The 15,215-nt window shown below is 66.3% G+C and carries 14 protein-coding genes; 6 read left to right on the top strand and 8 right to left on the bottom strand.

The annotated features are described in order from the left end of the window. Window positions 1-263: 263 nt before the first annotated feature. From D6860_RS22745 to dapD, 4 genes are all read right to left on the bottom strand, one after another. Window positions 264-626 carry a hypothetical protein gene (locus tag D6860_RS22745; RefSeq protein WP_017469368.1) on the bottom strand — a complete coding sequence of 121 codons (363 nt, stop codon included), beginning with the start codon at window positions 624-626 and terminating at the stop codon, window positions 264-266. A 67-nt stretch (window positions 627-693) separates the two neighbouring features. Next, complete coding sequence (locus tag D6860_RS22740; protein WP_076622817.1) at window positions 694-1,725, bottom strand: sodium:calcium antiporter; 1,032 nt, start codon at window positions 1,723-1,725, stop codon at window positions 694-696. 100 nt (window positions 1,726-1,825) lie between these two features. Beyond that, window positions 1,826-2,080, bottom strand: coding sequence for a GlsB/YeaQ/YmgE family stress response membrane protein (locus D6860_RS22735; protein ID WP_076622816.1), 255 nt, complete (start codon window positions 2,078-2,080; stop codon window positions 1,826-1,828). Between the two features lie 151 nt (window positions 2,081-2,231). Beyond that, the gene (gene dapD, locus D6860_RS22730) at window positions 2,232-3,059 is read right to left on the bottom strand and encodes a 2,3,4,5-tetrahydropyridine-2,6-dicarboxylate N-succinyltransferase (protein WP_076622815.1); all 828 of its coding nucleotides are present in this window, start codon (window positions 3,057-3,059) and stop codon (window positions 2,232-2,234) included. A 73-nt stretch (window positions 3,060-3,132) separates the two neighbouring features. On the opposite strand from dapD, the gene D6860_RS22725 reads away from it, so the two are divergent. The 5 genes from D6860_RS22725 to infB all read left to right on the top strand — a co-directional run bounded on the left by D6860_RS22725 (window position 3,133) and on the right by infB (window position 9,162). Continuing rightward, window positions 3,133-3,528: a VOC family protein gene (locus tag D6860_RS22725; protein ID WP_076625285.1), complete on the top strand. Its 396-nt coding sequence runs from the start codon at window positions 3,133-3,135 to the stop codon at window positions 3,526-3,528. A 225-nt stretch (window positions 3,529-3,753) separates the two neighbouring features. Next, window positions 3,754-4,338: a ribosome maturation factor RimP gene (gene rimP, locus D6860_RS22720; protein WP_017467296.1), complete on the top strand. Its 585-nt coding sequence runs from the start codon at window positions 3,754-3,756 to the stop codon at window positions 4,336-4,338. 7 nt (window positions 4,339-4,345) lie between these two features. Next, window positions 4,346-5,986 carry a transcription termination factor NusA gene (gene nusA, locus D6860_RS22715; protein ID WP_017467297.1) on the top strand — a complete coding sequence of 547 codons (1,641 nt, stop codon included), beginning with the start codon at window positions 4,346-4,348 and terminating at the stop codon, window positions 5,984-5,986. A 2-nt stretch (window positions 5,987-5,988) separates the two neighbouring features. After that, window positions 5,989-6,669, top strand: a complete 681-nt coding sequence (locus D6860_RS22710; protein ID WP_076622814.1) for an RNA-binding protein — start codon at window positions 5,989-5,991, stop codon at window positions 6,667-6,669. Further along, window positions 6,670-9,162, top strand: a complete 2,493-nt coding sequence (gene infB, locus D6860_RS22705) for a translation initiation factor IF-2 (protein WP_076622813.1) — start codon at window positions 6,670-6,672, stop codon at window positions 9,160-9,162. Between the two features lie 171 nt (window positions 9,163-9,333). On the opposite strand, the gene D6860_RS25910 is transcribed toward infB, so the two are convergent. From D6860_RS25910 to D6860_RS22690, 4 genes are all read right to left on the bottom strand, one after another. Further along, window positions 9,334-9,462, bottom strand: coding sequence for a hypothetical protein (locus D6860_RS25910; RefSeq protein WP_093412504.1), 129 nt, complete (start codon window positions 9,460-9,462; stop codon window positions 9,334-9,336). A 159-nt stretch (window positions 9,463-9,621) separates the two neighbouring features. Continuing rightward, the gene (mutT, locus tag D6860_RS22700) at window positions 9,622-10,023 is read right to left on the bottom strand and encodes an 8-oxo-dGTP diphosphatase MutT (RefSeq protein WP_076622812.1); all 402 of its coding nucleotides are present in this window, start codon (window positions 10,021-10,023) and stop codon (window positions 9,622-9,624) included. A gap of 88 nt (window positions 10,024-10,111) precedes the next feature. After that, the gene (argJ, locus tag D6860_RS22695; protein ID WP_076622811.1) at window positions 10,112-11,341 is read right to left on the bottom strand and encodes a bifunctional glutamate N-acetyltransferase/amino-acid acetyltransferase ArgJ; all 1,230 of its coding nucleotides are present in this window, start codon (window positions 11,339-11,341) and stop codon (window positions 10,112-10,114) included. Continuing rightward, on the bottom strand, window positions 11,342-12,193 hold the full coding sequence (locus D6860_RS22690; RefSeq protein WP_017467931.1) for a peptidylprolyl isomerase: 852 nt from the start codon (window positions 12,191-12,193) through the stop codon (window positions 11,342-11,344). Between the two features lie 193 nt (window positions 12,194-12,386). Between D6860_RS22690 and secA the strand changes: the two genes are divergently transcribed. Further along, a complete protein-coding gene (gene secA, locus D6860_RS22685; protein WP_076622810.1) occupies window positions 12,387-15,149 on the top strand; it encodes a preprotein translocase subunit SecA in 2,763 nt (920 codons plus the stop codon). Window positions 15,150-15,215 lie beyond the last annotated feature (66 nt).

Raw genomic sequence — 15,215 nt, 5'->3', positions numbered from 1 at the left:
GATGCCGTGAGGGGGCGTCCACACCATCAAGAGCGGCGCGTGGTCTTCGAATCCTGTTTTCGCCTAGGGCGTGGGGAGGACCGAAGCCGCAGCTCGGGCGTTTCCAACGCCTGCCACGTGCGTTTCCTCCACCAGCGTCGCTTTGGTCCCGATGCCGGGCGCCACGCGGTCTGATGAAGGGGCGCGAAGGCGCCATGTTCCTGCCGACACGGGAGCGCTTCCGACGAACGGCGGCCTGTCTGGAAGGCCCGTCGGCCGGGGGCTCAGTGCAGCGGCGGGCGGTCGTCCCGGTCCTCGTCGCCGAAGAAGGGGCTGACTTGCGACACGATCACCGAGTTCTCCTCGAGTGCGCGCTGCATCAGCGCCTGCTCGTCCTCGCCGATCTCGTGGCCTTGTGCGCGGCGTTCCTCTTCGGTGCCGTAGCCGGTCACGTCGAGCGGCGCCATGTCGGCCTGCTTGAGGATGGCCACGGTCTCGCGCACCGCTTCGGCCTCGTCGACGCCGGAAGCGTAGCACATCAATGCCGCCCCGGTGGCCCCTTCGGGAAGTCCGTCGCCGGCTTTGCGGCCGACCTCGACCAGAAGCGTGTAGACCTGCTGCTTCGAGGGTTTCTTGCTGTTCGCCATCCTGAGGACTCCCGCAGTTTGGCGCGGGATGCGGCAGGGGCGGGCGACTGTCAAGCCCGCCCCGGGCTCAGTGGGAAAAGAGCTCGACGGCCACGGCACAGGCGTAGATCCCCATGAGCAGCACGCTTTCGATGCCGATGCGGGCCGGACCCTCGCGCTGGCGCAGGATGAGCCCGCCCAGCAGGATCGCGGTCATCAGCATGCCGGTGGCGAGCCAGTAGAGGTCGGTCGAGCCCACGGCCTGGAAGATGCCGCCGTCGCGATAGGCCACGTCCGAGAACACCAGGAACAGCGTGTCGAAGGTGTTGCCGCCGATGATGCCGCCGACCGCAAGCTGCAGGGCGCCGCGCCGCACCGCCACGAGCGTGGTGACCAGTTCCGGCAGCGACGTGATGACCGCCGTGATGAGCGCCCCCACTAGGCTCGAGGCCAGCCCGAAGCGGGTGATGAACTCGCCGCCGATCTGGCTGATGACCCAGCCCGCGCACCCCATGACGGCAACGAGTGTTGCGAAGGTGATTGCCGGTCCCTTGGCCGAGGCGTTGGGGTCGGTGTCTTCCTCGGGTTCGTCGTGCCGGGTCTCGCGGGTCTCCACCGGCCGCCACATCGGTTTCTCGCTGACCGCCGAGGACAGCTTCACGCCTGCTAGATAGGCCAGAAACATCACGACCGAAACCGGGTGGACGCCGAAATAGGCGATGTCCGGGCCAGCCATGGCGGCGATGGGCAGGCTGAGCAGGACGATCAGCATCACAGCCTGGAACAGGTTCGCGGGCTCGGCGGCCGCGTGTTCGAGGTTGGCGCGCTTGTGCAGCAGGTCGGCGATGGCAAGGAACAGCGTCTGCGCGGCGATGCCGCCGACCGCGTTCGAGACCGCGAGGCTTGCGTCGCCACCGGCCGCAGCCGTGATCGAGACGACGACGCCCGAAAGCGAGGTCGCGCCGCCGAGGATGATGCCGCCGGCCATGGCCTCGCCCATGCGCGTGCGGTCGGCGATGACATCCGCCAGCCCCGTCGCGCGGATGGAGGCGGCGACGACGATGGCGCCCGCGATGGCGAAAACGACGAGCAGAAGCGTGAGCGACAGGTCTGCGAACATGGGCCGGCCAGTTCCTTGGATTGTTAAAGACAGAGCAACAAAAAGGCCGCGCGTTCAAATGAGCGCGCGGCCTCTGTCGCGTAGGGAAACCTTCCGGACGTCAGGCCCGGCCGCGGACGGCGCGGGCGATGGCGATCAGGATACAGGCACCGATGAAGCCGATGATGAGCTGACCGATCCAGCCGCCCAGCGTCGAGCCGACGATGAACATCAGGACGGCGTTCAGCAGGATCGCGCCCACGATGCCGAGAATGATGTTCATGATGATGCCCATGTTCGAGTTCATGAACTTTTCCGCGAGCCAGCCGGCGATACCGCCGACGATGATTGCCGCAAACCAACCGATTCCGGTCATGACCTAACCTCTTTTCAAATGTCGTGCCGGACTGCGCCGGCTCATGCAGGTCATAACAAGCAAAAAGGCGGGGAAGTTCCCCCGCCTTCTGGATTTATCGTGCCGTCGGGCGCGCCGCATCGCGGCATGGGCGCCCTGTTCCCGGCACGGATCAGTCGCGCAGCAGTTCGTTGATGCCGGTCTTCGAGCGGGTCTTCTCGTCGACGCGCTTGACGATGACGGCGCAGTAGAGGTTCACGCCGTTCTTCGACGGCATCGAGCCCGAGACCACCACCGAGTAGGGCGGCACTTCGCCGTACATCACTTCGCCGGTCTCGCGGTCGACGATCTTGGTCGACTGGCCGAGGAAGACGCCCATGCCCAGCACCGAGCCTTCGCGCACGATGACGCCCTCGACGACCTCGGAGCGGGCGCCGATGAAGCAGTTGTCCTCGATGATGGTCGGGCCGGCCTGCATGGGCTCCAGCACGCCGCCGATGCCGACGCCGCCCGACAGGTGCACACCCTTGCCGATCTGTGCGCAGGAGCCGACGGTCGCCCATGTGTCGACCATGGTGCCCTCGTCGACATAGGCGCCGAGGTTCACGAAGGACGGCATCAGCACCACGCCCGGCGCGATGTAGGCGGACTTGCGGACGATGCAGTTCGGCACCGCGCGGAAGCCGGCGGCGCCCCACTCGTTGTCGCCCCAGCCCTTGAACTTGCTGTCGACCTTGTCCCACCAGTGGCCGCCCTGCGGGCCGCCGTCCTGCTGCTCCATGTCCTTGAGCCGGAAGCCCAGAAGCACGGCCTTCTTGGCCCACTGGTTCACGACCCAGTCGCCGCCCTCGGGCTTCTCGGCGACGCGCAGCTTGCCGCTGTCGAGCGCGTTCAGCGTGTCCTCGATGGCCTCGCGGGTTTCGCCCCCGGTCGACGGCGTGATGGTGTCGCGCGCCTCCCAGGCGGCTTCGATGGCGGCTTCGAGCTGTGCGTTGGACATCTTCGTCTCCTCGTGCGATCCGGTTTTCCAGCCCTATAGCGGGCGGCTTCCCGCAAGAAAAGGAGACATGACCATGGCGAAGGCCATTCACAGCATGATCCGCGTGCTCGACGAGGCGCGCTCGCTGGCGTTCTACGAAAAGGCATTCGGCCTGACCGTGGCCGACCGGCTCGACTTCCCGGAGTTCACGCTGGTCTACCTCAGCAATGCCGAAAGCGGCTTCGAGCTCGAGCTGACGGTGAACAAGGACCGCACCGAGCCCTACGATCTCGGCGACGGCTATGGCCACCTTGCCGTGTCGGTCGACGACCTCGAGGCCGAGCACGCAAGGTTCGAGGCCGAGGGGCTGAATCCGCGCAAGCTGGTGGAATTCGCTCCCGCGGGCGAGGTCGTCGCGAAGTTCTTCTTCGTCGCCGACCCGGACGGCTACCAGATCGAGGTGCTGGCGCGCGAGGGCCGCTTCGCCTGACACCGGGCCCGGCCCGGGGCAAACCGCCCGGGCCGGGCCTGCCTTCGTCTTGGCCCGCGGGGCGGCCGGCGCGGGGCTTGCGTTGCACGCGCCCCTTGCGGAATCGAATCGTGGCGCGTATATGGCCCATCAACAGCGGCGCGTCGGGGCCTCCTCCGAAGCTCCACCGGGAAAGATCGACGGGCCGCGCGCCCGTTTTTTTGTTTCATGCATCGGACCCGGAGAATGACCGACCTGATCGCCAAATCCGCCATCGACCGGCGCATCGCCGAGATCATCACCCCCGTCATCGAGGACATGGGGTTCGAGCTCGTGCGCATTCGCCTGATGAGCGGCAAGACATCCACCCTGCAGATCATGGCCGAACGCCCCGAGGGCGGCATCGAGGTCGACGAGTGCGCCGACATCTCGACCGCCGTCTCGGCGGTGCTCGACGTCGAAGACCCGATTCTCGACGCCTACACGCTCGAAGTGTCGAGCCCCGGCATCGACCGGCCGCTCACGCGGCTCAAGGATTTCGACACCTACGAGGGCTACGAGGCCAAGATCGAGACCCACGAGATGATCGACGGCCGCAAGCGCTGGCGTGGCATGCTCGCCGGTGTCGAAGGTGGCGAGGTGCTGCTCAACATCGAGGAGAACGGCGAGGACCAGACCATCGGCCTGCAGTTCGACTGGCTGAGCGATGCCAAGCTCGTGATGACAGATGACCTCGTCCGCGACATGCTGCGCGCCCGCAAGGCCCAGGCCGTGGACGAAACCCAATTCGACGATATCCAGGCCGACGACGCGGCCGCTCAGGAGGAGTAAGAAGAAAATGGCAATCACCTCTGCCAACCAGCTTGAGCTTCTGCAGACCGCCGAGGCCGTGGCGCGCGAGAAGATGATCGACCCCACGCTCGTGATCGAGGCGATGGAAGAAAGCCTCTCGCGGGCCGCCAAGAGCCGTTACGGCTCCGAGATGGACATCCGCGTCAGCATCGACCGCAAGACCGGCCGCGCGACCTTTACCCGCGTCCGCACCGTGGTCGAGGACGAGGAACTCGAGAACTACCAGGCCGAGATGACGGTCGCGCAGGCCAAGCAGTACATGGCCGACCCCAAGGTGGGCGACCAGTACGTCGAGGAAGTGCCGCCGGTCGACATGGGCCGGATCGCGGCGCAGTCGGCCAAGCAGGTCATTCTGCAGAAGGTCCGCGAAGCCGAGCGTGACCGCCAGTACGACGAGTTCAAGGACCGCGCCGGCACCATCATCAACGGCACCGTCAAGCGTGAGGAATACGGCAACGTCATCGTCGACATCGGCCGTGGCGAAGGCATCCTGCGCCGTAACGAGAAGATCGGCCGCGAGGCGTATCGCCCCGGCGACCGCATCCGCTGCTACATCAAGGACGTGCGCCGCGAAGCGCGTGGGCCGCAGATCTTCCTGTCGCGCACCGCGCCGGAATTCATGGCCGAGCTGTTCAAGATGGAAGTGCCCGAGATCTACGACGGCATCATCGAGATCAAGGCCGTGGCCCGCGACCCCGGTTCGCGCGCCAAGATCGGCGTCATCTCCTATGACGGCTCCATCGACCCCGTGGGCGCCTGCGTCGGTATGCGCGGCAGCCGCGTGCAGGCCGTGGTGAACGAGCTGCAGGGCGAGAAGATCGACATCATCCCGTGGAACGAGGACATGCCGACCTTCCTCGTGAACGCGCTGCAGCCCGCCGAGGTGAGCAAGGTGGTTCTCGACGAGGACGCCGAGCGCATCGAGGTCGTGGTGCCCGACGAGCAGCTCTCGCTGGCCATCGGCCGCCGCGGTCAGAACGTGCGCCTCGCGTCGCAGCTGACCGGCCTCGACATCGACATCATGACCGAGGAAGAGGAAAGCCAGCGCCGCCAGAAGGAATTCGAGGAGCGCACCCAGCTGTTCATGGACACGCTCGATCTCGACGAGTTCTTCGCGCAGCTGCTCGTGGCCGAGGGCTTCACCAACCTCGAGGAAGTGGCCTATGTCGAGCTCGACGAGCTTCTGGTCATCGACGGCGTCGACGAGGACACCGCGCAGGAGCTTCAGACCCGTGCCCGCGAATTCCTCGAAGAGCAGGCCCGCAAGGCGCTCGAGAAGGCGCGCGAACTGGGTGCCGAGGACAGCCTCATTGACTTCGACGGCCTCACACCCCAAATGGTAGAGGCATTGGCGGAAGACGGCATCAAGACGCTGGAAGACTTCGCCACCTGTGCCGACTGGGAACTGGCCGGTGGCTGGACGATCAGCGACGGCGAGCGCGTCAAGGATGACGGCCTTCTCGAACCCTTCGACGTGGACCTTGCCGAGGCGCAGAACCTCATCATGACCGCCCGGGTCCTTCTGGGCTGGGTCGATCCCGCCGAGCTCGAACCCGAGGTCGACGAGGACGAAGAGGCCGATGACACCGAGGTCGAGGCAGGCGCCGAGACCGGGGAAGAGGCCTGAACGTGAGCCGGGGCGGACGGGATAAGGACCGGGCCGACGGCCCGGAGCGTCGCTGCATCGCCACCGGCGAGTCGCAGCCCGCATCCGGACTGATCCGCTTCGTGGTCGGGCCCGAGGGGCAGCTGGCGCCGGACATCGCCGGCAAGCTGCCCGGTCGCGGAATCTGGGTCTCTTCGACCCGGTCGGCACTCGAGAAGGCGGCGGCGAAAGGGCTTTTTGCCCGCGCCGCACGGGCGCCGGTCAAGGTCCCCGACGCGCTTCCCGAGCTTGTCGAGCAGATGCTGGCGCGGCGGGTGGTCGAGTTGATCAGCCTCGCGCGCAAGTCCGGCGGCGCCGTCGCCGGATACGAGAAGGTGAAGGACTGGTTGGGCAAGGAAGAGGCCGATGTGCTGATCCAGGCCGAGGACGGATCGGCGCGCGGCAAGACGAAATTGTCGACCCCCGGCTGGGGATCGTACATCGGTTGGCTCACGGCGGACGAGCTGGGGCTGGCCTTCGGACGGGAAAAGGTGATACACGCGGCGCTTGGCGCTGGCGGACTCACGCAACGTGTTGTAGAGGAGGCCCAACGACTGAAGGGCCTGCGCGTCGGAAGGGCCGACGCGGACACGGCAGCAGGGGCTGCCGGGGCGGCGAAGGCCGCCGGTGGCGGCAGGGGCCGCCGGAAAGGATATGAGAGCTGAATGAGCGATAACGACGGCAAAAAGACTCTGGGTGTTCGTGGTGGAGGTCCCCGTTCGGGATCCGTGAAGCAGAGCTTCAGCCATGGGCGTACCAAGAATGTCGTGGTGGAAACCAAGCGCAAGCGCGTGGTGGTGCCCAAACCCGGAGCCGGTGGCGGTTCCAAGGGTGGCAGCGCCCCCGGCGGCTCTGGTGGCAAGCGCCCGGCTGGGATTTCCGATGCCGAGATGGAACGCCGCCTGAAGGCATTGCAGGCCGCCAAGGCCCGCGAAGCCGATGAGCAGGCCAAGCGCGAGGCCGAGGAAAAGGCCCGCGCCGAAGAGCGTGAACGTCTCCGCGCGGAAAAGGAACAGAAAGAGCGCGAGCAGCGCGAAGCCGAAGAGCGGGCCAAGGCGAAAGCCGAGGAAGAGGCGCGCAAGGCCAAGGAGGCGGCCGAGGCCGCCAAGAAGGCCGAGGCCGACGCTGCCGCACCCAAGACCGCGGAGCCCGGCCAGGCGGCCGCACCCGCACGTGCTGCACCCAAGACGGCGCAGCCGCAGCGCAAGGCCGACCGCGAGCGTGAAGAGCGTGGCCGTAGCGGCAAGGGCCGCGACGGTGGACGGCGGTCCGGCAAGCTGACGCTGAACCAGGCGCTCGGCGGCGAGGGCGGCCGGCAGAAATCCATGGCGGCGATGAAGCGCAAGCAGGAGCGGGCGCGTCAGAAGGCCATGGGTGGCAGCCAGCAGCGCGAGAAGGTCGTGCGCGATGTGCAGCTTCCCGAGGCGATCACGGTGGCGGAACTCGCCAACCGTATGGCCGAGCGCGTGGCAGATGTGGTCAAGTCGCTGATGCAGAACGGCATCATGGCGACGCAGAACCAGTCGATCGACGCCGACACCGCGGAACTGATCATCGAGGAATTCGGCCACCGCGTGACCCGCGTGTCCGATGCCGACGTCGAGGACGTGATCAAGCTCGAGCAGGACAAGCCCGAGGATCTCGTGTCGCGTCCCCCGGTCATCACGATCATGGGCCACGTCGACCACGGCAAGACCTCGCTGCTCGACAAGATCCGCGAAGCCAACGTGACCTCCGGCGAGGCCGGCGGCATCACGCAGCACATCGGCGCCTACCAGGTGACGACGAAGGGCGGCGACGTGCTGACCTTCCTCGATACGCCCGGCCACGCGGCCTTTACCTCGATGCGCTCGCGCGGCGCTCAGGTGACGGACATCGTGGTGCTGGTGGTTGCGGCGGACGACGCGGTGATGCCGCAGACCGTCGAGGCCATCAACCACGCCAAGGCGGCGGGTGTCCCGATGATCGTGGCGATCAACAAGATCGACAAGCCCGAGGCCAACCCGACCAAGGTGCGCACCGACCTTCTCCAGCACGAGGTGATCGTGGAAGAGATGTCCGGTGAGGTGCAGGACGTCGAAGTTTCCGCGCACAGCGGCCAAGGTCTCGACGACCTGCTCGAGGCGATCGCGCTGCAGGCCGAGGTTCTCGAACTCAAGGCGAACCCGGATCGGGCCGCCGAGGGTGCGGTGATCGAGGCACAGCTCGACGTGGGCCGCGGCCCGGTCGCGACGGTGCTCGTGCAGAACGGCACGCTCAAGCAGGGCGACATCTTCGTCGTCGGCGAGCAGTACGGCAAGGTGCGCGCGCTCATCAACGACAAGGGCGAGCGCGTCAAGGAAGCCGGACCGTCGGTGCCCGTCGAGGTGCTTGGTCTCAACGGCACCCCGGAAGCGGGCGACGTTCTGAACGTCACCGAGACCGAGGCACAGGCCCGCGAGATCGCCGAATACCGCGAGCACGCGGCCAAGGAGAAGCGCGCCGCCGCAGGCGCCGCGACGACCCTTGAGCAGCTGATGAAGAAGGCCAAGGACGACGAGAGCGTCTCCGAGCTGCCGGTGGTCGTGAAGGCCGACGTGCAGGGCTCGGCCGAGGCCATCGTCCAGGCGCTCGAGAAGGTCGGCAACGACGAGGTCCGCGTGCGGGTGATCCACTACGGTGTGGGCGCCATCACCGAGACCGACATCGGCCTTGCCGAAGCCTCGGGCTGCCCGGTCATCGGCTTCAACGTCCGTGCCAACGCACCGGCGCGGAACGCCGCGAACCAGAAGGGCGTGGAGATCCGCTACTACTCGGTGATCTACGACCTCGTCGACGACGTGAAAGCGGCGGCCTCTGGTCTGCTGTCGAACGAGATCCGCGAGAACTTCATCGGCTACGCGTCGATCAAGGAAGTCTTCAAGGTCTCGAACGTGGGCAAGGTTGCCGGCTGTCTCGTCACCGAGGGTATCGCCCGCCGGTCCGCAGGGGTCCGCCTGCTGCGCGACGACGTGGTGATCCACGAGGGCACGCTGAAGACGCTCAAGCGCTTCAAGGACGAGGTTGCCGAGGTCCAGTCGGGCCAGGAATGCGGCATGGCCTTCGAGAACTACGAAGACATCCGCCCCGGCGATGTCATCGAGATCTTCGAGCGCGAGGAGATCGAGCGTTCGCTCTGATCCCGTGCTGACGAACACTGAAAAGGGCGGCTCCGACGGAGCCGCCCTTTTTCGTGGGATGTTGGCGAGCTGCGCGCGCGAGACGGGTCGTGCCTGCCGGACAGAAGAAAGCCCGGGCGCGATCTGCGTCCGGGCTTTCTCAAGGTGTATTCGAAGTGTTGCGGGCGATGATCAGGCTGCGACCGGCGTGCCGGTGTAGACCTGAGTACCGACACGCACGGCGATGCGACCGTCGGGCAGCTTCTTTTCGAGAGTGCCCTGGACGGAAACGCAAGTGCCAAGAATGATCGTACGCAGCATTTCTGTGTTCCCCTATCGAGTGTGACGATTCAATGAATAAGGTCGAATCGTTAACATAACCAGATTAAAATCTGTCAATAGCGATTAAGATATATGCAAAAGGCGGGATTTACCCGTTTTTTTACGCCGCACCGCAGAAAAGGCTGGACGAGCCCCGACTCAGAGCCAGTCGCGCAGGATCGGGATGAGCGGAACATCGGCGGGAGGCATCGGATAGTCGCGCAGATCGCGGGCATGGACCCACTTGAGCGTCTGGCCCTCCTTCGCGCGCGGCGTGCCCTGCCACTTGCGGCAGGCGAAGAGCGGCATCAGCAGGTGAAAGCTGTCGTAGCCGTGCGAGGCGAAGGTGAGCGGCGCCAGGCAGCTTTCCCAGGTGTCGATGCCGAGCTCTTCCTGCAGCTCGCGGATCAGCGCGACCTCGGGCGTCTCGTCGGGCTCGACCTTGCCGCCGGGGAATTCCCAGAGGCCGGCCATGGACTTGCCCTCGGGGCGCTGCGCCAGGAGGATACGGCCGTCGACGTCGATCAGGGCGACGGCGGAGACGAGAACGATCTTTTTCATGGCGGGGCTCCTGGCGGCGCGGGCGGGAACGAGGGGCTCTGCCCCTCGCGCTCCCCGAGGGTATTTGAAAACCGGAGAAGGGGCGGGGTCAGGACCGGTAATCGGCGTTGATCGAGATGTAGCCGTGTGTGAGGTCGCAGGTCCAGACGGTGGCGCTGCCGGTGCCGAGGCCGATGTCGACGGAGATGTCGATCTCGGGGCGTTTCATCAGCGCGGCGCCGTCTTCCTCGCGGTAGCCGGGGGCGACCCAGCCGTTCTCGGCGACCAGCAGGTCTCCGAAGCGGATCGACAGGCTGTCGCGGTCGGCGGCGGCGCCGGACTTGCCGATCGCCATGACGATGCGGCCCCAGTTCGGATCCTCGCCGGCGACGGCGGTCTTGACCAGCGGCGAGTTGGCGATGGCGAGCGCATGGGTGCGGGCATCGGCGTCGCTGGCGGCGCCGGTCACCTTGACGGTGACGAACTTGGTGGCACCCTCGCCGTCGCGGACGACCTGATGGGCGAGGTCGCGGAAGAGGCCCTCGAGCGCGTCGGCGAAGGCGCCGTCTTCCGCGGTGACCTCGACGCCCGAGGTGCCGGTGGCGCCCATCAACAGCGTGTCGGATGTCGAGGTGTCGCTGTCGACGGTGATGCAGTTGAAGGTGCGGTCGTTGATGCCGCCGACGAGCGTCTGCAGGTCGGCACGGGCGATCTTCGCGTCGGTGAAGACGTAGACCAGCATCGTTGCCATATCCGGCGCGATCATGCCGGAGCCCTTGGCGAAGCCCGCGATCTTCACCCCGCCGCCGGGCAGCGACACGGTGGTGCAGGCGCCCTTGGGGAAGGTGTCGGTGGTCATGATGGCGCGGGCGGCCTCGGGGGCCTTTGCCGCGTCAAGATCCGCGACCAGCGCGTCGATCTTCGCGGTGATGCGGTCGTGCGGCAGACGCTCGCCGATCACCCCGGTGGAGCTGGTGAAGACGCGCGCGGCGGGAAGGCCGGTGGCCGCCGCGACAGCATCGCAGATGGCGGCGACAGAGCCGTCCCCGGCCTTGCCGGTGAAGGCGTTGGAGTTGCCGGAGTTGACGAGGATCGCGGCGCCGTCGTCGCTGTCGGCGCCGATCTTGGCCTGGCAGTCCAGCACGCTGGCAGAGCGGGTGGCGGAGCGCGTGAACACGCCCGCCACGGTGCTGCCCGGTGCGAGGAGCGCCAGCATCACGTCGGTTCGGCCCTCGTATCGGACCCCCGCGGCGGCAGAGGCGAAGCGGACCCCGTCGATCACCGGAAGGTCCGGGAAGGCGGCGGGGGCGAGGGGCGAAACGGACGTGATCTTGGCCAATTATTCCTCCAGAAGCTCGACCTGCGACAGGACCGAGGTATCGACGTCGGCGCTGTCCTTGCGGGTGACATCGGCCGCCGCGACCTTTTCGTCAATATAGTTTTTGACGGCCTCCTGCTGGAGCGTCTGCTCGATCTCGTCGCGCACCTCGTCGAGGGCCGGGGCGGATTTGCTGCGGGTTTCGTTGAGCTTCACCACGTGCCAGCCGAACTGGGTCTCGACCGGCTCGGAGATCTCGCCGGCCTCGAGTTGCTCGACGGCCTTCTCGAAGGGCTCGACCATCATGCCGGGGCCGAACCAGCCGAGCTCGCCGCCGTTGGGGCCGGAGGGGCCGGTGGAGTGCTCCTTGGCGAGCTCCGCGAAATCGGCGCCGCCGTTCAGTTCTTCGACGAGCGACTGCGCTTCTTCCTCGGTCTCGACGAGGATGTGCGAGGCGTTGAACTCCTGGCCCTGCTCGGCATCGGCGTAGTTGGCGTCATAGGCGGCCTGGACCGCCTCGTCGGTCACGGCCTCGTCGGCGACCTGCTTGATGGCCGTGGCAGCCATCAGCGAGCGGCGCTCGTTGTCGAGCGACAGGGTCACCAGCTTGCTTTCCTCGGCCTTCTCGTCCTGCGCGAGCACGCTCTGCTGCACGATCTGGTCGAGGATGCCGTTCCACAGAACCTCGTCGCCGAGCTGCTGGTACTGCTCGGGCAGCGTGGCGCGGATCGCCAGCATGTGGCCGAGCGTGATGTCGGAACCGTTGACGGTGGCCACCACGGAATCGAGGTCCATCTCTTCCTGCGCGTGAACCGGGAGCGCCAGCGTGACGGCGAAGGCGGCTGCGGTCAGTTTGGTGAGAGTCTTGCGCATCTGGTAAGGTCCTTTCCGGGTCCTTGACTTCTCCGCCCGGGGCAGGCGGCGTTGACACTTTCAGAGCCGTTCCTTACATCGCCAAAAGGCTCTGCAAAGCCGGTCGTTCCCCTGTGTCATATGGGCTGTGTTCGAGGCGGGCAAGCAGATGCCGCGACGCGAACACGACATTGTCAAACAGGAACGGGCAGGTATGCTGGGTATCGGGACTATCGCGCGGAAGGTGTTCGGAACGCCGAATGACCGCAAGATCAAGGCGACACGCCCGCTGGTCGACAAGATCAACGTGCTGGAGCCGGAGTTCGAAAAGCTCGATGACGCAGGCCTGATCGCCAAGACCGAAGAGTTCAAGACGCGGATCGCGGACGGCGAGAGCCTCGACTCGCTCCTGCCCGAAGCCTTTGCCAACTGCCGCGAGGGCGCCCGCCGCGCCATCGGCCTGCGCGCCTTCGACGTGCAGCTCATGGGCGGCATCTTCATGCACCAGGGTAACATTTCCGAGATGAAGACCGGCGAGGGCAAGACGCTCGTCGCGACCTTCCCGGCCTACCTGAACGCGCTGACCGGGCGCGGCGTGCACATCGTCACGGTCAACGACTACCTCGCCCGGCGCGACGCCGAGTGGATGAGCAAGGTCTACGGGGCGCTTGGCCTGTCGACCGGCGTCGTCTACCCGCAGCAGCCCGAGGACGAGAAGAAGACGGCATATGCCGCCGACATCACTTACGCCACCAACAACGAGCTTGGCTTCGACTACCTGCGCGACAACATGAAGTCCGAGCTGAACCAGATGATGCAGCGGGACCACTACTTCGCCATCGTCGACGAGGTGGACAGCATCCTGATCGACGAGGCGCGGACGCCGCTGATCATCTCGGGGCCATCGCAGGACCGCTCCGATCTCTACATGTCGATCGACCGGCTGATCCCCGAGCTTTCCGACGACGCCTACACGATCGACGAGAAGACCCGCAACGTCACCTTCACCGACGAGGGCAACGAGGCGCTCGAAGAGATCCTGCACGCCCGCGGCATCCTTCCCGAGGGGCAGACGCTCTACGATCCGGAAAGCACCACGGTGGTGCACCACGTGAACCAGGGCCTGCGCGCACACAAGCTCTACACGCGGGACAAGGATTACATCGTCCGCGACGGGCAGGTCGTGCTCATCGACGAGTTCACCGGCCGCATGATGGCCGGGCGGCGCCTGTCGGACGGTCTGCACCAGGCCATCGAGGCCAAGGAGGGCTGCCAGATCCAGCCCGAGAACGTCACGCTGGCGCAGGTGACCTTCCAGAACTACTTCCGTCTCTACGACAAGCTCGCCGGCATGACCGGCACGGCCTCGACCGAGGCCGAGGAATTCATGGAGATCTACGGGCTGGGCGTGGTCGAGGTGCCCACCAACCGGCCGATCGCGCGCCAGGACGACGACGACCAGGTGTTCCGCACCGCGCAGGAAAAATACCAGGCCATCGCTGACGAGATCAAGCTGGCGCATGAGAAGGGCCAGCCGGTGCTCGTGGGCACGACCTCGATCGAGAAATCCGAGATGCTGTCGCAGCTTCTCACGCAGGCGAAGCTGCCGCACAACGTGCTGAACGCGCGCCAGCACGAGAAGGAAGCGCAGATCGTCGCCGACGCCGGCAAGCTGGGGGCGATCACCATCGCGACCAACATGGCCGGCCGTGGCACCGACATCAAGCTGGGCGGCAACGTCGACTTCAAGGTGATGGAGGCGCTGGACGCCGAGCCCGACGGTGACCCCGAGGAGATCCGTCGGCGGATCGAGGCCGAGCACGCCGAGGCCGAGGCCGCGGTAAAGGAGGCGGGCGGCCTGTTCGTTCTTGCCACCGAGCGCCACGAGAGCCGCCGCATCGACAACCAGCTGCGGGGCCGTTCGGGCCGCCAGGGTGACCCGGGCCGCAGCTCGTTCTACCTGTCGCTCGAGGATGACCTCATGCGGATCTTCGGGTCCGAGCGGCTCGACAAGATGCTGTCGAAGCTCGGGATGAAGGATGGCGAGGCCATCGTTCACCCTTGGGTCAACAAGTCGCTCGAGCGGGCGCAGGCGAAGGTCGAAGGCCGCAACTTCGACATCCGCAAGCAGCTGCTGAAATTCGACGACGTGATGAACGACCAGCGGAAGGTGATCTTCGCGCAGCGTCGCGAGATCATGGAAGCCGAGGACGTGTCGGAGATCACCGACGACATGCGTCACGAGGTGATCGAGGAGCTGATCGACGTCCACATCCCCCCCAAGACCTATGCCGACCAGTGGGACACCGAAGGGCTCTACGCCGCCGCGCTCGAGAAGCTCGGCATCGACGTGCCCGTCATCAAGTGGGGCGAGGAAGAGGGCGTCGACGCAGAGGTGATCCGCGAGCGGATGGTCGAGGCGTCGGACAAGATGATGACCGAGAAGGCCGAAGCCTTCGGTTCGGACACCATGCGCCAGATCGAGAAGCAGGTCGTGCTGCAGACCATCGACCAGAAATGGCGCGATCACCTGCTGACTCTGGAACACCTGCGCTCTGTCGTGGGCTTCCGGGGCTACGCGCAGCGCGATCCGCTGAACGAGTACAAGACCGAGGCCTTCCAGCTGTTCGAGTCGATGCTCGAGTCGCTGCGCGAGACGGTCACCGAGCAGCTCGCCCGGATCCGCCCGATGACCGAGGACGAGCAGAAGGCGATGATGCAGCAGCTGTCGCAGCAGCAGGCTGCGCTGCGTCGCCAGACCGAGAACGCCGCCGCCGGTCATCCGCCGGCGCCGGGCGAGGGCGACACCGCAGCCGCGCCCGAGCCGGGCTCGGGCACCCCGGACGCCGCGACCACGCCGCTGGTCGAAGGCTTCGATGAGGGCGATCCGACGACCTGGGGCAACCCCAGCCGCAACGATGCCTGCCCTTGCGGGTCGGGCAAGAAGTTCAAGCATTGTCACGGACGCCTCGCCTGAGTTGGGCCGCAACTCGATGCGAGCTTGATTGGACAGGGGCGCTTCGGCGCCCCTTCTTGTCAGAAT

Origin of the sequence: Salipiger sp. D13 (genome assembly GCF_003703915.1) — a bacterium.
GTDB classification, from domain to species: domain Bacteria; phylum Pseudomonadota; class Alphaproteobacteria; order Rhodobacterales; family Rhodobacteraceae; genus Salipiger; species Salipiger profundus.
Note: the sequence above shows the minus strand (reverse complement) of the source record. Positions and strands in the feature narration are given on the sequence as shown.

What these genes read in the sequence shown, in the direction of transcription:
- D6860_RS22745 (WP_017469368.1), bottom strand. Translation starts at nt 626, where the DNA reads ATGGCGAACAGCAAGAAACCCTCGAAGCAGCAGGTCTACACGCTTCTG.
- D6860_RS22740 (WP_076622817.1), bottom strand. Translation starts at nt 1,725, where the DNA reads ATGTTCGCAGACCTGTCGCTCACGCTTCTGCTCGTCGTTTTCGCCATC.
- D6860_RS22735 (WP_076622816.1), bottom strand. Translation starts at nt 2,080, where the DNA reads ATGACCGGAATCGGTTGGTTTGCGGCAATCATCGTCGGCGGTATCGCC.
- dapD (WP_076622815.1), bottom strand. Translation starts at nt 3,059, where the DNA reads ATGTCCAACGCACAGCTCGAAGCCGCCATCGAAGCCGCCTGGGAGGCG.
- D6860_RS22725 (WP_076625285.1), top strand. Translation starts at nt 3,133, where the DNA reads ATGGCGAAGGCCATTCACAGCATGATCCGCGTGCTCGACGAGGCGCGC.
- rimP (WP_017467296.1), top strand. Translation starts at nt 3,754, where the DNA reads ATGACCGACCTGATCGCCAAATCCGCCATCGACCGGCGCATCGCCGAG.
- nusA (WP_017467297.1), top strand. Translation starts at nt 4,346, where the DNA reads ATGGCAATCACCTCTGCCAACCAGCTTGAGCTTCTGCAGACCGCCGAG.
- infB (WP_076622813.1), top strand. Translation starts at nt 6,670, where the DNA reads ATGAGCGATAACGACGGCAAAAAGACTCTGGGTGTTCGTGGTGGAGGT.
- D6860_RS25910 (WP_093412504.1), bottom strand. Translation starts at nt 9,462, where the DNA reads ATGCTGCGTACGATCATTCTTGGCACTTGCGTTTCCGTCCAGGGCACT.
- mutT (WP_076622812.1), bottom strand. Translation starts at nt 10,023, where the DNA reads ATGAAAAAGATCGTTCTCGTCTCCGCCGTCGCCCTGATCGACGTCGAC.
- D6860_RS22690 (WP_017467931.1), bottom strand. Translation starts at nt 12,193, where the DNA reads ATGCGCAAGACTCTCACCAAACTGACCGCAGCCGCCTTCGCCGTCACG.
- secA (WP_076622810.1), top strand. Translation starts at nt 12,387, where the DNA reads ATGCTGGGTATCGGGACTATCGCGCGGAAGGTGTTCGGAACGCCGAAT.